10 protein-coding genes are annotated in these 14,442 nt (G+C 48.5%); 9 read left to right on the top strand and 1 reads right to left on the bottom strand.

The annotated features are described in order from the left end of the window. The first annotated feature begins 42 nt into the window (after positions 1-42). From BWI93_RS12580 to BWI93_RS12560, 5 genes are all read left to right on the top strand, one after another. Positions 43-2,154 (top strand): bifunctional aldolase/short-chain dehydrogenase, encoded by a 2,112-nt coding sequence (locus BWI93_RS12580; protein ID WP_094811797.1) that lies wholly within the window; start codon positions 43-45, stop codon positions 2,152-2,154. A 121-nt stretch (positions 2,155-2,275) separates the two neighbouring features. Then, complete coding sequence (rhaM, locus tag BWI93_RS12575) at positions 2,276-2,590, top strand: L-rhamnose mutarotase (RefSeq protein ID WP_094811795.1); 315 nt, start codon at positions 2,276-2,278, stop codon at positions 2,588-2,590. A gap of 138 nt (positions 2,591-2,728) precedes the next feature. Beyond that, complete coding sequence (locus tag BWI93_RS12570; RefSeq protein WP_094811793.1) at positions 2,729-4,009, top strand: TIM barrel protein; 1,281 nt, start codon at positions 2,729-2,731, stop codon at positions 4,007-4,009. A 79-nt stretch (positions 4,010-4,088) separates the two neighbouring features. Next, a complete protein-coding gene (locus BWI93_RS12565; RefSeq protein WP_094811792.1) occupies positions 4,089-5,474 on the top strand; it encodes an FGGY-family carbohydrate kinase in 1,386 nt (461 codons plus the stop codon). 80 nt (positions 5,475-5,554) lie between these two features. Further along, positions 5,555-6,292 carry a (Fe-S)-binding protein gene (locus tag BWI93_RS12560; RefSeq protein WP_094811790.1) on the top strand — a complete coding sequence of 246 codons (738 nt, stop codon included), beginning with the start codon at positions 5,555-5,557 and terminating at the stop codon, positions 6,290-6,292. Positions 6,293-6,350: 58 nt separating this feature from the next. Here the strand turns inward: BWI93_RS12560 and BWI93_RS12555 are convergent, their stop codons facing one another. Beyond that, entirely contained in the window at positions 6,351-6,740 is a 390-nt protein-coding gene (locus tag BWI93_RS12555) for a hypothetical protein (RefSeq protein ID WP_094811788.1), read from the bottom strand. 583 nt (positions 6,741-7,323) lie between these two features. On the opposite strand from BWI93_RS12555, the gene BWI93_RS12550 reads away from it, so the two are divergent. The 4 genes from BWI93_RS12550 to BWI93_RS12535 all read left to right on the top strand — a co-directional run bounded on the left by BWI93_RS12550 (position 7,324) and on the right by BWI93_RS12535 (position 14,436). Further along, complete coding sequence (locus BWI93_RS12550; RefSeq protein WP_094811786.1) at positions 7,324-8,697, top strand: lactate utilization protein B; 1,374 nt, start codon at positions 7,324-7,326, stop codon at positions 8,695-8,697. 12 nt (positions 8,698-8,709) lie between these two features. Continuing rightward, on the top strand, positions 8,710-9,297 hold the full coding sequence (locus BWI93_RS12545; protein WP_094811785.1) for an LUD domain-containing protein: 588 nt from the start codon (positions 8,710-8,712) through the stop codon (positions 9,295-9,297). A gap of 404 nt (positions 9,298-9,701) precedes the next feature. Continuing rightward, positions 9,702-12,839, top strand: coding sequence for a SusC/RagA family TonB-linked outer membrane protein (locus BWI93_RS12540; protein WP_094811783.1), 3,138 nt, complete (start codon positions 9,702-9,704; stop codon positions 12,837-12,839). 10 nt (positions 12,840-12,849) lie between these two features. Further along, the gene (locus BWI93_RS12535) at positions 12,850-14,436 is read left to right on the top strand and encodes a SusD/RagB family nutrient-binding outer membrane lipoprotein (protein ID WP_094811781.1); all 1,587 of its coding nucleotides are present in this window, start codon (positions 12,850-12,852) and stop codon (positions 14,434-14,436) included. Positions 14,437-14,442 lie beyond the last annotated feature (6 nt).

Genomic DNA, 14,442 nt, shown 5'->3' with positions numbered 1-14,442 from the left:
TGTACCGCTAACTAAGGCCTATATCATTTTTTGTATACAATCATGACCGAGACTACCTCTTTCAAGCACGTAAGTTATTTATGGGATGATGCGAAAGCCGCCGAACTGGCTGGCGATGAAGTCGCTCTCCTGATTTATCGTTCCAATCTGTTAGGTGCCGACCTTCGCCTGACCAATTACGGAGGTGGCAACACGTCCTGCAAAGTGACCTCTCCCGATCCGCTGACGGGCGAAGATACCCGCGTGATGTGGGTGAAAGGCTCCGGTGGTGACCTGGGTACGCTGAAGAAATCGGGACTGGCGGCTTTGTATCTAGATCGTCTGCACGCGTTAAAAAACCGGTACCGGGGCCTCGAATTTGAAGATGAGATGGTGGATTTGTTTAACCACTGCATTTACGATCTGGACTCGAAAGCTCCTTCCATCGATACTCCCTTACACGCCTTTTTGCCGTTCAATCACGTCGATCACCTGCACCCGGACGCGGCCATTGCCATTGCAGCAGCGAAAGACGGCGAGCAAATCGTAAAAGACCTGTTTGGCGGTACGCTCGGCTGGGTACCCTGGCAGCGTCCCGGCTTCGATCTGGGTCTGCAACTGGAACGCTGTCTGTCCGAAAATCCGGGTATTCGCGGCATTTTCCTGGGCAGCCACGGCTTATTTACCTGGGGTGATACGGCGTATGAAAGCTACATCAACACGCTCGAGGTGATCGAACGTTGTGCGGAATATCTGGAAGAAAACTACGGCAAAAAAGGCCCCGTATTCGGTGGTCAGAAAGTGCAAACCGTTGAAAACCGGAAAGAGCAGGCAGCTAAACTGGCTCCCGTACTGCGGGGTTTCTGCTCCAGCTACGTACGCATGATCGGTCATTTTACGGATGATGAACGCGTACTCCAATTCATCAATTCCAATGACCTGGACAAGCTGGCTCCGCTGGGCACCTCCTGCCCCGACCACTTCCTGCGTACGAAAATCCAGCCGCTGGTACTCGACCTGCCCGCCGACGCGGATCTTTCGGATACTAAAGCTCTGAAGGAAAAACTGGCTCCGGCCTTCGAAGCGTACCGGGCCATGTACACCGAGTACTACGAAAGCTGCAAACGCAGCAACAGTCCCGCCATGCGTGACCCCAATCCGGTGGTGATTCTGTGGCCGGGCGTGGGTCAGTTTACATTTGCGAAAGACAAACAAACCGCTCGCGTAGCATCGGAATTTTACGTCAACGCCATCAACGTGATGCGGGGTGCCGAGGCTATTTCGGAATATACGTCCCTACCCCGTCAGGAAGCTTTTGACATCGAATACTGGTTGCTGGAAGAAGCCAAGCTGCAACGCATGCCCAAGCCTAAGCCGCTTTCGGGTAAAATTGCCCTGATCACGGGTTCGGCGGGTGGTATTGGAAAAGCCATTGCCAAAAAATTACAGGCCGAAGGTGCCGTTGTATTCCTGAATGATAACGACGCGGATCGTCTGGCCGGAGCCAAGGAAGAGTTCCTGAAAAGCTATGGGAAAGATTCTTCCGCTTCCGAGTTGCTCGACGTCACCTCGGCGGAATCCATCGCCAAGGCCTTCGATGCCTGCTCGCTGGCTTTCGGTGGCGTGGATATTGTCGTGAATAACGCCGGTATTTCCATTTCCAAATCCATCGAAGATCATACGGAAAAGGACTGGGATTTACTCTTCGATATTCTCGTCAAAGGTCAGTTCCTGGTATCGCAAGCCGCCGTAGCTGTCATGCGGAAGCAGGCTCTGGGGGGTGACATCCTCAATATTGCTTCGAAAAATGCTGTCGTGAGTGGTCCCAACAACCTGGGGTACGGCTCTGCGAAAGCGGCTCAGGCCCACGGTACGCGTCTGCTGGCGGCGGAAGTCGGTCCCGAACGCATCCGGGTCAACACCATCAACCCCGACGCGGTTATTGCCGATTCAAAAATCTGGGCGGGTGCCTGGGCCGAAGGTCGGGCTAAAGCGTACGGTATCACGGTGGAAGAGCTGCCCGCCTTCTACGCCAAGCGGACCTTGTTGAACGAAATCATTTTACCGGAAGACATCGCCAATGCCTGCTTCGCGTTCGTAGGCGGACTTCTCAACAAGTCCACCGGCAACGCCCTGAATGTAGATGGTGGGGTTGCAATGGGCTTTTATCGATAAGCAAGTTTCCAGTTTGCGGTTTTCTGTTTTCAGTTTGATCTCGCCATACAAGGTTGAATCATCCAGTGGTTCACTATTGAAAACTGAAAACCGCAAACTGACAACGATAATCTTTCCCCTCATGCCTCGCGTTGCTTTTAAAATGCAGTTGTTTCCGGGAAACGTGGACGAATACCGCCGGCGACACGACGAAATCTGGCCGGAACTGGTAGAATTACTCCAGTCCAGCGGGATTCATAACTATTCGATTTTTCTGGACGAAAGCACGAATACGCTTTTCGGGGTACAGGAAGTCGATGATCTGAGCGTTACAGGGAAGTTACCCGAAAATCCCGTCATGCAGAAGTGGTGGGCGTACATGGCTGATCTCATGGAAACCAATCCAGACCAGTCACCCGTACAGGTCGCTTTACCGGAAGTTTTTTACCTGAAATGAGTTTGGTGTTTTGAGTTTAGGGTTTTGAGTGGCTGCGGTTATCGTCCATTTTGAATGAATGAGTGAATCTAACTATCCCTATTTCTGACTTGATAAAACCCTAAACCCAAAACTCAACACGCTAATACTAACCAACATATGCCTCTCGAATCCTATCAGATAGCCCAATATAACCAGCAGCATGAAGTTGCTCATCGCCGGAAGTTTGAGTTTTTAGCCGAAGAACTGGGCTCCGAAAACACCGAGCGTATTCTTAGCAAACTCGTTGATTTTCAGATTGCCATTCCCAGTTGGGCTCTGGGTACGGGTGGTACCCGCTTTGGTCGCTTTGCGGGTGGTGGAGAACCCCGGAATCTCGAAGAAAAAATTGCTGACGTAGGCCTGCTACACGCCCTGAACCGTTCGAGCGGAGCCATTTCCCTGCATATTCCCTGGGACATTCCGACCGACGGCGAGGCCATCAAACAACTGGCTGCCAGCTACGGCCTCGTATTCGACGCCATGAACTCGAATACGTTTCAAGATCAGCCGAATCAGGAACTGAGCTACAAGTTTGGTTCGCTGCAACATACCGATGCCGCTGTTCGCAAACAAGCTATCGATCATAACATCGACGTGATTCGTTACGGCGAAGCTCTGGGTTCCAAATCCCTGACGGTCTGGTTATCCGATGGTTCGAGCTTCCCCGGACAACTGAACTTCCGCAAGGCTTTCCAGCGTACGTTAGAAGGTTTGCAGGAAATCTACGCGGCTCTTCCCGCCGACTGGAAGATTTTCGTCGAATACAAAGCCTTCGAACCCAACTTCTACTCAACTACGGTGGGTGACTGGGGACAGTCATTCTTGTACGCCAGCAAGTTAGGCCCTAAAGCCTACACGCTGGTCGATCTGGGTCACCACCTGCCCAATGCCAACATCGAACAAATTGTATCGCTGCTGCTGATGGAAGAAAAGCTGGGTGGTTTCCACTTCAACGATTCGAAATACGGCGACGACGATCTGACGGCCGGCAGCATCAAACCCTATCAGTTGTTCCTGATTTTCAACGAACTGGTTGATGGCATGGACGTTCGCGGCATGAATCACGCCTCGGATCTGGGCTGGATGATTGATGCGTCACACAACGTAAAAGACCCGCTGGAAGATTTGCTGCAATCGGTGGAAGCCATCAAGCTCGCCTACGCTCAGGCACTGCTCGTGGATCGCGTGGCTCTGGAAGAAGCCCGTACTAATAATGATGTAGCCGCCGCTCAGGAGTTGTTACAGAATGCCTTCCGTACGGATTTACGGCCCCTGCTGGCCGAAGCCCGTTTGCGGGCCGATGCCGCTCTGAATCCAGTCGGCCTATATCGTGAGTTATCCCTTCGCAACAAACTGATCGATGCTCGTGGTTTGAAAGCCGTGGCTACTGGTCTTTAATAGCTACGTCAGGTACAGGTAAGTCCTGTACCTGACGTTTTTTTAATCCACCCATTCATTAATTCATTCTGTACGCCCCATGTCTATCCCCTGCGTCGCCATTTTTGATATTGGGAAAACCAATAAGAAACTGCTTCTCTTTGATCAGGACTACCAGATTGTGTACCAGAAGCAGACACCTTTCGAAGAAATTCCGGACGATGACGGATTCCACGGGGATGATTTACAGTTATTGAGCAATTGGCTGATCGACAGTCTGGCGGAAGTGTTGAACGAAGGCCGATTTGACGTACGGGCTCTGAATTTTTCCGCGTACGGGGCGAGTTTCGTTCATATTAACGCCGACGGAAAACCCGTCACGCCACTTTATAATTACCTGAAAACATTCCCACTGGAACTTCAGCAACGCTTTAACGATCATTACGGTCCGGGTTTGGAATGGTCGGCCCGTACGGCTTCGCCCGTTTTGGGTATGCTGAATTCAGGGATGCAGTTGTATTGGCTCAAGTACGAAAAATCCGAGTTGTACTGGCAGATTGAGCACTCGCTGCATCTACCCCAGTACGCCAGTTATCTTTTTACCAGGCGTCCGGTTTCTGAAATTACCAGTGTCGGTTGCCATACGGGGCTTTGGGATTTTACGCAACGCAAGTACCACCGCTGGGTATTCGAAGAAGGTTTTCATTCACTCGGGCAAATGGTACTGCCTTCCTTTGTGACCTCCCCCGCCGTAGAAAAAGACGATATGCAGGTAGGTGTAGGTATTCACGATAGTTCGGCGGCTCTGGTACCGTACCTGCGGGCGTTCGGGCAGGAACCTTTTCTGCTGATTTCAACGGGTACCTGGTGTATTACCATGAACCCGTTCAGCGACGAACCCCTTACGATCAGCGAGTTACGTCAGGATTGTCTCAGTTACCTCACCTTCCGGGGCGATCCGGTCAAAGCTTCCCGACTGTTTGCCGGAAATGAACACGAACGGGCCGTTAAACACCTGGCGGATTATTTCCAAACGGATCTTTCGCAGTATCAGCGAGTATCATACGACGAAGCGATTCTTTTGTCCTTACGCAGTCGCTTCACCCAGGCTTCGCCCGATTCGGTACGGCTGGGTTCGCTGGAAGATTCCACTTTTTCGGAACGAAACCTGAACGAATTCAGTAGTTACGAGGAAGCGTACCATCAGTTGATTCTGGATTTGATGGCTCAGCAAATCGCTTCGGTCAAATTAGCCAAAGGCAACACGGCCATCCGGCGAATTTTTGTGGACGGTGGTTTCAGCCGGAACGAAATTTACCTGAATCTGCTGGCTCAGGCTTTTCCGGAATGTGAAGTACTGGCTTCGGAAATTGCTCAGGCTTCGGCTCTGGGAGCGGCTCTGGTTATCGAGGACGCCTGGAATAAGGAAAAGCCCTTTGATGGGAGTTTATTTACGTTGAAGAAAACAGTTTGTACGGAATTATAAATCGTTATTGGCCGTCCGCTTTTCGCTGATCCGAAAGCAGAAACCCGAGTACACAGCCAATAGCGACAAGCTCAAAGCTGATGAAAGTTGCTCTTTTTGTTCCCTGCTACGTCGATCAATTTTATCCGAAGGTAGCCGTTGCTACCCTGGAATTACTTGAGAAATTTGGTTGTGAAGTCGATTTCCCCCGTAATCAGACCTGTTGCGGGCAGCCCATGGCCAATTCGGGCTTTGCCCACCTCAACGTCGGTTGCGACGCCAATTTTGTACGCAATTTTACGGGGTATGATTACATCGTAGCTCCTTCCGGTTCCTGCGTACTGCACGTCAAGGAACATTTGCACTATCCCGAAAATCAGTCGCTGGCGGATACCATTCGGCACCGGGTGTACGAACTCACGGAATTTTTGACGGACATCCTAAAGGTCGAAAAGCTGGAAGCCCGCTTTCCGCATAAGGTAGGCGTTCACCAAAGCTGCCACGGCCAGCGGGGACTCAAAACCTCACAGATGAGCGAATTGAACTGCCCGGCCTTTTCCAAACCCGGTAAACTGCTTGGCATGGTAAAAGATCTGCAACTGGTTGAGCTGGACCGTAAGGACGAATGCTGCGGTTTTGGCGGTACGTTCGCCGTCAGTGAAGAATCAATTTCCTCGAAAATGGGGAAAGACCGCGTCGCGGATCACCAACGCCACGGAGCTGAGTACATCACGGCGGGCGACATGTCGTGCCTGATGCACCTGGAAGGTATTCTGAAACGCCAGAAAAGTCCGGTTCGGATTGTACACATCGCCGAAATTCTGAACGCCCAGGAATAAAAAAAGGCGTCCCGTAAGCCATGGCTTACAGGACGCTGCAAAAAATGGGGGATTCTAATTAGTTACGAGCTAAAACCGTACGGTTCGTTTGCGTAGCGATTTCGAATGATTGCGTGTAGCGATTTTTGCCACCCAATACTTCGAACGTGTATTTGCCATCGCCTAAGGTCGAAAGATCGAACAGACGCAGGTAGTTTTCGTTAGTAGTCGTTTCAGTGAACAGCGTCGTGTTTTCCTTATCCTTGATAGCAATCGTCAATTTCTTTTTATCAGGATTTTGGAACGTCAATTGGAAACGCAGTTGAGAATCCTGAGCCAGTTGTGCGTTGTACGGATTTGCTTTTACCGTTTCTTTCGCAGGATCAGAATTTACGGTAGCAGTGGCGTTGAAAGCTACACTACTAAAAGCCACGAAGGCTGCAAGGATGAAGTTGATGGACTTTTTCATGGGATGATATGTTTTTCAAATGGGAAAAATACAAAACAAGTGCAAACAGCTTTTTGATTGTGTTTTGCCGTTTGGGTGATACAAAGGTGCACATAGTTTGATTATGAGTCAATTACCTAAATGTTAAATCCGAAAAGTTCCTCTTACGGTGCCACCATAAACTTAGAATAATACAACATTTCTATTTTTAGTGCCGAAAGTTGTTTAAAAAGTCCAATGGTTTTTTTGGCCGTTTTTTGGAATAGTTGAGTAAAAAAAGCTTCGCACTAAAAGGTGTGACTTAGAAAAGTTCTAATGATTACCGGAAGAAAACTTTAAAAAAGCTCTGTGTAATGGATTTTTGAGCTTCATAAATTTTACTAAATACGCTTTTTCCGTATCTTTTGAATGGTTTCAGCCCCATCTGTTCTTAAAAACAAGAAATCAAGCTCTCTCTTTACATTCTGGGAAAAATTAAATTCCTAAACGTGGTTGTACTGAACAAGAAAGCTTCATTAGAATGCTTGAACTGTTTTTTAGTTTAAGTTATATATAGTATGAAACGAAGAAGATCTTCTTCTACCAGTAATCTAACATCAACGCCATGAGTCCGCATACACTTGATCACGCTGCCGCCTCGGAAGTATTCAATAGAGACGAGCCCCGGGTAGACTGGCACGATGAAACCCTGTGGTGGGTACGCCAGAAACGCGACCGGGCGGCCATGCAATTGCCCGAATGGGAAGCTTTACGGGAAGCAGCGTCGCAAATCAAGCACCACGTTTTATCGAACCTGGATACCCTGCTGGAAAACTTTGAACGTAAGGCTCAGGAAAACGGCATTACGGTACACTGGGCCGCGAATGCTCAGGAACATAATGAGATCGTCTGGTCATTACTCCACAAAAAGGGCATCGATCGGATGATTAAATCCAAGTCCATGCTTACCGAAGAATGTCACCTCAACGACTTTCTCCGGAGCAAGGGTATCGAAGTGATCGATACGGATTTGGGCGAACGCATTGTACAGCTTCGGCAGGAACCGCCCAGTCATATTGTACTCCCGGCCATCCACCTGAAGAAATCGGACGTGGGGGATACTTTCCACGAGCACCTGGGTACGGAAAAAGGAGCGACCGATCCGCAGTACCTCACGGAAGCAGCCCGGCAACACCTCCGCGAAACCTTCCTGACCCGACGGGCAGCCCTGACGGGCGTCAACTTCGCCATTGCCGAAACGGGCGGCTTTGTGGTCTGTACCAATGAAGGTAATGCCGACATGGGGGCTCACCTGGCCGAAATTCACATTGCCAGTATGGGCTTCGAGAAAATCATCCCGCGAGCTGATCATTTGGGCGTGTTTCTCCGCTTACTGACCCGCAGTGCAACCGGACAACCCGTGACGGCGTATTCCAGTCACTTTCACCGTCCCCGGCCCGGTCAGGAGATGCACATTGTCATTGTTGATAATGGCCGTACTACGCAATTGGGCCGACCCGATTTCCGGAATTCCTTAAAGTGCATTCGCTGTGGAGCCTGTATGAACACCTGCCCCGTATACCGGCGAAGTGGCGGCCATAGTTACCACAACGCCGTGGCAGGACCGATTGGCTCGATTTTGGCTCCGAATCTGGATATGCGGAAGAACGCGGATCTTCCTTTCGCCAGTACCCTTTGCGGCAGTTGTTCAAACGTATGTCCGGTGAAAATCGATATTCATGACCAGCTTTACAAATGGCGGCAGGTACTGGCTCAGGAAGGCTACGTAGGCGGTATCAAAAAAACCAGTTTACAGCTGGCTTCGAAGGTACTGGCCTCTCCTACCTTATTTAAGCTGAGTTTCAACGCGGCTCGTACGGCCTTACGGATTGCTCCCTGGGCGGCCAACAATCCGCTGAATGCCTGGAGTATTCACCGCGAGTTGCCCGATGCTCCCAAAGACAGTTTCCGGCAATGGTGGGAGAAGAATCGTAAATAAACATTGTTAGCCATGTCCTCGAGTCGCGAAATCATATTACAGGCCATTCGGGCCAATAAACCCGATTTGTTGCCGCTACCATCCGTGTATACCTTCGAATCGAACTATCCGGATGTACTGGCCCAGTATCAGCAAACGCTGCAAATGATTGGCGGCACCGTGGAGGTAGTACCGGATCTGGCCAAGGTTGCCGAACGTTTACAGGAAATTTACCCGGATCTGACGCACATCGCCATTACCATACCCGAGCTAGCCCATCTGGCCGACGCCAATCTGGCGGTAAGTGACCCTCACGAACTGGAAGCTATTCAATTGGCAGTGATTCCGGGGCGGTACGGCGTGGCCGAAAACGGAGCCATCTGGGTAACGGAACAGGAAATGCAGCACCGAGCACTGCCTTTCATTACTCAGCATCTGGTGCTGGTTATTCGGGCGGAAACCATTGTACCGAATATGCACGAAGCTTACCGACGGATTCAGGTCGACGAGACGGGTTTTGGCACGTTCATCGCCGGCCCGTCCAAAACCGCTGATATTGAGCAGTCGCTGGTGGTAGGAGCTCACGGAGCCCGGAGTTTGGTCGTGTTTATTATTGCTTAAAAGATTACTATTTCCAGAAAGAGCCAGGGCCGGATGAAATTCTCATCCGGCCCTGGCTCTTTCGCGTTAGAGTGGATCAATAAATGGATGCATACTTAATGTCTAAGTCGTTCACTATCTGACGTATACTTCATTTTATCTTATAAAAAGTCAAATACTGAAATTATCCTATTTAAGCTTTTGAAGGACCGCAGAAAATTTCAAAATCGTTTATTCTATTTTTTTGTACATATTATTAAAGAGGCCTCTTTTGTTTTGTAATCTTCACAAAAAACAGGGGATTATTTTTAAAATACTTCAAATCTTTACCTTACAATAAATTTTACATTTTGATAGAATGCAAATATTATATTATGTTTGTAGACAGGATTCAATATAAATCCTTAACTCCTTAACCAAAACAAATGAGAAAAATTCTACTGGCAACGGTTATGTTGCTCAGTACGCTTGTTATGCATGCGTACGGCCAGAGTCGTGTTGTGACTGGAAAAGTCACTGCTCTAGAGGATGGTTCCGGCCTGATCGGTGTAACCGTCCGGGCAGTTGGCTCTACGGCGGTGGGTACTACCACCAACCAGGATGGATCTTACAGCTTAAATGTTCCTTCCTCCGTCAAATCCCTTTCTTTTTCCTTCGTTGGTTTCAAAACCTCAGTTCTTGATATTCCGGCTAACAATGTGGTTAATGTAAGCCTGGAAGTAAACCAAAGTGATTTAAATGAGGTCGTTGTCACCGCAGGGGGTCTTACGGCTCAACGGAGAGAGCTCGGTACGCAGGCTACTACCATCAAAAACACTGAAATTACCCAGGGAAAAGCGGCTAACCTCGCGGCAGGTTTATCCGGTAAAGTTCCTGGTTTGTTGATTTCAGCCGTTAGTAGTGGTTTGAACCCTAACTACCGTCTGGTACTGCGGGGAAACCGTTCGTTGACGGGTAATAACCAGGCACTGGTTATCATTGATAATATTATCTCGCCAAACAGTATCCTGGGTAACCTTAACCCTGAAGATATTGAAGACATTCAGGTATTGAATGGAGCCGGTGCGGCTGCATTATACGGTTCTGATGCTTCGAACGGTGCCTTGATTGTGACGACGAAGAAAGGTAAGGCCGGACGGACGGAAGTAAAAATCGCTCATACTACTACGCTGGAGAAAGTAAGTTTCTTACCCCAGTTACAGAAGCAATTCGGTTCAGGAACAACGCCTGATGATGTCCCCAGCTATACGCCTTACGAAAACCAGCAGTATGGTCCGGCTTTCGATGGCTCAATGGTTAACATTGGTAAGCCTCTGCAGGATGGTTCTATCCAGTCGGTTCCCTATTCTTACAAAGGCTCACGGGAAGATTTCTGGGAGACTGGTGTTCAAAATCAGACGGACTTCAGCATCTCTTCTGGCGACGAAAAATCGACCTATTATATCTCAGGCCAGTTCTTTGATCAAAAGTCTACGGTTCCTTACGATAAATACCAACGCTATAGTGTACGGGCCAATAGTACGCGTAAAATTAGCGATAAGCTGACGGCTACTTTTAACACCAACTTTATTGCTAACCGTTACGACCAAAGTAGTCAGGCAGCTACGGTGTACCAAAACCTCCTGATGTCTCCCGGACAGGTAGATGTTACGCAGTATTCAGACTGGCGGAACAATCCCTTTGCCAATCCGAATGGTTACTATAATGAATACTATACGAACCCTTACTTTACTTTAGAAAATAACCGCGTTAATACGCGTAATGATTATTTCCAGGGTAACGTTGAATTGAAATGGAATCCCATCAAACCTTTATCGATTACGTATCGGGTAGGTTTGAGTACGCGTAACGTTTCCAATAAGAGCACCGTTGGCAAGTTTACGTTCACCGACTATACGAAGAGCATTTCTGGAAGCTCCAAAACGGATATTCCTGGTTCTGTAGGTGATTACAGTGGCTTCAATACGCAGTTAGTCAATGACCTGATTGCTCAGTACAATACGAGCCTGGGTTCTAATTTTTCTTTGAACGTAGTAGCCGGGATTAGCTCCCGTGATAACTCTTCAAAGGATGTTAGCGTCGGAGCTAGTGGACTGGTTATCTCCGATTTGTACAACGTAGGTAATAGCCTGAATAACCCTACGGCAGGTGAGAGTAATTTTAAAGCTCGTCAGTTAGGTGTGTACGGAGATGTTCGGTTAGGCTTCAAAGAATACCTTTACCTGCACGTAACGGGTCGTAACGACTGGCGTTCGGTACTGGCAAAAGATAACCGCTCCTTCTTCTACCCTGCTGCAGATCTTTCTTTCATTGCTTCTGACGCTATTCCAGCGTTGAGCCAGAGCAACTGGTTACAAAGCTTGAAACTTCGCGGTGGTTACTCGAAAGTAGGTCAGGTCAACCTGGGTAACTTCACGAACTTTGGTGCCTATGCTTTAGCTACTACGTTCAGTCAGGCGTATGGCTATCCTTACGCAAGCGGAGCTGGTTTCACTTTAGGTAATACCCTGGTTGCTTCTAATATCAAACCTGAAATGACGACGGGTGCAGAAGTCGGTTTCGACTTCGAACTGAAAAAGCTTGGTATTAATGGCGGTATCACCCTTTACAAAACCAATACGGTTGACCAGACGATTACGGTTAACGTATCTTCTGCCAGTGGTTTCTCAAGCCTGCGGACCAACGTTGGTGAAGTACAGAATAAAGGGTTAGAGTCTTACCTGAACATCACTCCCATCCGCACAGCGAGTGGCTTTGAAGTATCCCTGGGAGCTAACTATACGTACAACCAGAACGAAGTTATTTCTCTGGCTGATCAGCTGAATGAGTTAGTATTATCATCGGTTGGTACTGCTTCCCGCGTATTAGCTAAAAAAGGTTCTCCGTTCCCCCTGTTACAGGTAACGACTTATAATCGCGATCCTCAGGGCCGTATCATCGTTGATCCGACCACGGGTTATCCTGCCAGCAACGGTACCTTTAGTGACTTAGGAATTACTACCCCTCCGCACGTGTTAGGTTTAAACACCGGAATCAAGTACAAGGGTCTGCGACTCTCTGCGTTGTTTGAATACCGGAATGGCCATTACATCTACAATGCCATTTCAACGGGTTATGATTTCTCAGGAGCAGGTATTCGTACGGCCTGGTACAACCGGGATCGCTTTGTTATTCCGAATTCTTCTTACCAGACGGCCGATGGCAATTACGTAGCCAATAATAATATTGCCGTACGTAGCGGTGGTGCTGACTTCTGGACTGATGGAACCCGTAATACGAGCATTGGAGAAAACTATGCAAACTCGGCTGGTTTCTGGAAGTTGCGGGAATTGGTAGTGGCGTATAACTTCCCCGCTTCTATCCTCTCTAAAGCCAACTTCATCAAGGCTGCTACGGTTAGTGTTCAGGGTAGAAACCTGTTTATCTGGGTACCTAAAACCAACCTGTATACGGACCCAGAATACAGTGCCAATGGTACGGATAGCAATGCCGTTGGTATCACCAACTTAGGGCAAACGCCTCCTGCTCGTTATTTCGGAGGTACCTTATCCTTAACGTTTTAATTGATCATTGATGAAAAAATATAACTTGTACTGGTTGCTGACTTTTGTCATTCTGGTCACAACCTCCTGCGATAAGTATCTGGATATTAACCAAAACCCTAATGATCCTACCGAAGCCTCTGCCCAACTGGTGCTTCCCCAGGCTATCGTAGGTACTGCTGCCACCACGTCTTCTTTTAACTTCAGTTACGGAGCACACTTCGGGGGCTATGTAGCGAATGCTGGTGGTTTCTCCGGATTTGGTAACTTGTTGAACTATAACATCGTTCCGGGTGATTATAACTTCCTCTGGACTAGCTCATACGATAACCTGCAGGATTACAAATACGTACTGAATCAGACGCAGGGTATTGATGAACAATCCTACCTGAACGCGGTTGCTCGCATTATGACAGCCTTCAATTACCAGCGTTTGGTAGATGCGTTCAATAATGTTCCTTACACGGAAGCTCTACAGGGCAATGGCAACCTGGCTCCTAAATACGACGAAGGTTCGGTTATCTATCAGGATTTAATTAACCAGTTAGATCAGGCCATTGCTACGATTGACAATGCTAAATCACCGGTTGCGTTAAACTCCTCGGCTGATCCGATGTTCGGTGGAGACATGGCCCAGTGGAAGCGATTTGCCAATACCATTAAACTTCGTATTCTCATTCGAATGTCAGGCGTATCTTCCCTGTCTTCTTTTGTGACCACCAAGTTTGCGGCACTGGATCAGACCTTAGGCTTCATCACCGGCGATGCGATTGTTAATCCCGGTTACGAAAAAAACAAGCCTAATCCTTCCTGGAATACCTTCGGTTATACAACCACCGGTACCCTGTCGAATTCCTCACGTATTCCTACGCAATTCGCGTTTGGATTCTACAAGGGTCAGAAATTGACGGATAACGGTCGCGGTAGTGTCATCTACAAAAACTTCACGTCTGCGAGTGCTCCAACGCCCGTTAACCAACTGGGTAACGAGACGAACGCTCCGACGATCATTACCAACTACTCCACCTGGTATACGGGTACGTTTAGCAGTGCTACCAGCATCTCTAACTCCCTGGGTGTTCTGAAAGGCCCCGGTCAGGGACAGCCTATTATGCTGGCAGCTGAGTCACGTTTTCTCCAGGCCGAAGCTCGTTTGAAAGGTTTCCTGAGTGGTGACCCGGCCGCTAGCTTTAACCAGGGCATTACGGATTCATTTACGTACCTGTACAAAGATGTAACCAATACAGTATCTGCTTCTAAAAACGTGGCTACGGATGTGGCTACGTATAAAAAAGATAACCCAGAAAGCTACCTGGTCAACTTTGAACTGGCGACTACCAATGAGCAGAAGCTTGAGGCGATCATCACCCAGAAATACATCGCCGTTAATATGATTAACTCGGATGAGGGATGGAATGAATACCGTAGAACGGGTTACCCCCGGACGAATCCGTCAGGTAATGGTTATACCAACATTGCTTCCAACAAGTCCAACTCTACTCGTCCTGATAAATTACCAACTCGCGTACTGTATCCTTCGTCTGAGCAATCGTACAACGCTGGTAATTACATAACTGTTAACCAATTCTCAGACCGTATTTTCTGGGATCCTAACTGATATTAC

It is taken from the genome of Siphonobacter sp. BAB-5385, from assembly GCF_002261125.1.
Taxonomy (GTDB): Bacteria; Bacteroidota; Bacteroidia; order Cytophagales; family Spirosomataceae; genus Siphonobacter.
Note: the sequence above shows the minus strand (reverse complement) of the source record. Positions and strands in the feature narration are given on the sequence as shown.

Excerpts from the sequence above, each read along its gene's own strand:
- BWI93_RS12560 (WP_094811790.1), top strand. The coding sequence starts at position 5,555 with ATGAAAGTTGCTCTTTTTGTTCCCTGCTACGTCGATCAATTTTATCCG.
- BWI93_RS12535 (WP_094811781.1), top strand. The coding sequence starts at position 12,850 with ATGAAAAAATATAACTTGTACTGGTTGCTGACTTTTGTCATTCTGGTC.
- BWI93_RS12545 (WP_094811785.1), top strand. The coding sequence starts at position 8,710 with ATGTCCTCGAGTCGCGAAATCATATTACAGGCCATTCGGGCCAATAAA.
- BWI93_RS12555 (WP_094811788.1), bottom strand. The coding sequence starts at position 6,740 with ATGAAAAAGTCCATCAACTTCATCCTTGCAGCCTTCGTGGCTTTTAGT.
- BWI93_RS12540 (WP_094811783.1), top strand. The coding sequence starts at position 9,702 with ATGAGAAAAATTCTACTGGCAACGGTTATGTTGCTCAGTACGCTTGTT.
- BWI93_RS12570 (WP_094811793.1), top strand. The coding sequence starts at position 2,729 with ATGCCTCTCGAATCCTATCAGATAGCCCAATATAACCAGCAGCATGAA.
- rhaM (WP_094811795.1), top strand. The coding sequence starts at position 2,276 with ATGCCTCGCGTTGCTTTTAAAATGCAGTTGTTTCCGGGAAACGTGGAC.
- BWI93_RS12550 (WP_094811786.1), top strand. The coding sequence starts at position 7,324 with ATGAGTCCGCATACACTTGATCACGCTGCCGCCTCGGAAGTATTCAAT.
- BWI93_RS12565 (WP_094811792.1), top strand. The coding sequence starts at position 4,089 with ATGTCTATCCCCTGCGTCGCCATTTTTGATATTGGGAAAACCAATAAG.
- BWI93_RS12580 (WP_094811797.1), top strand. The coding sequence starts at position 43 with ATGACCGAGACTACCTCTTTCAAGCACGTAAGTTATTTATGGGATGAT.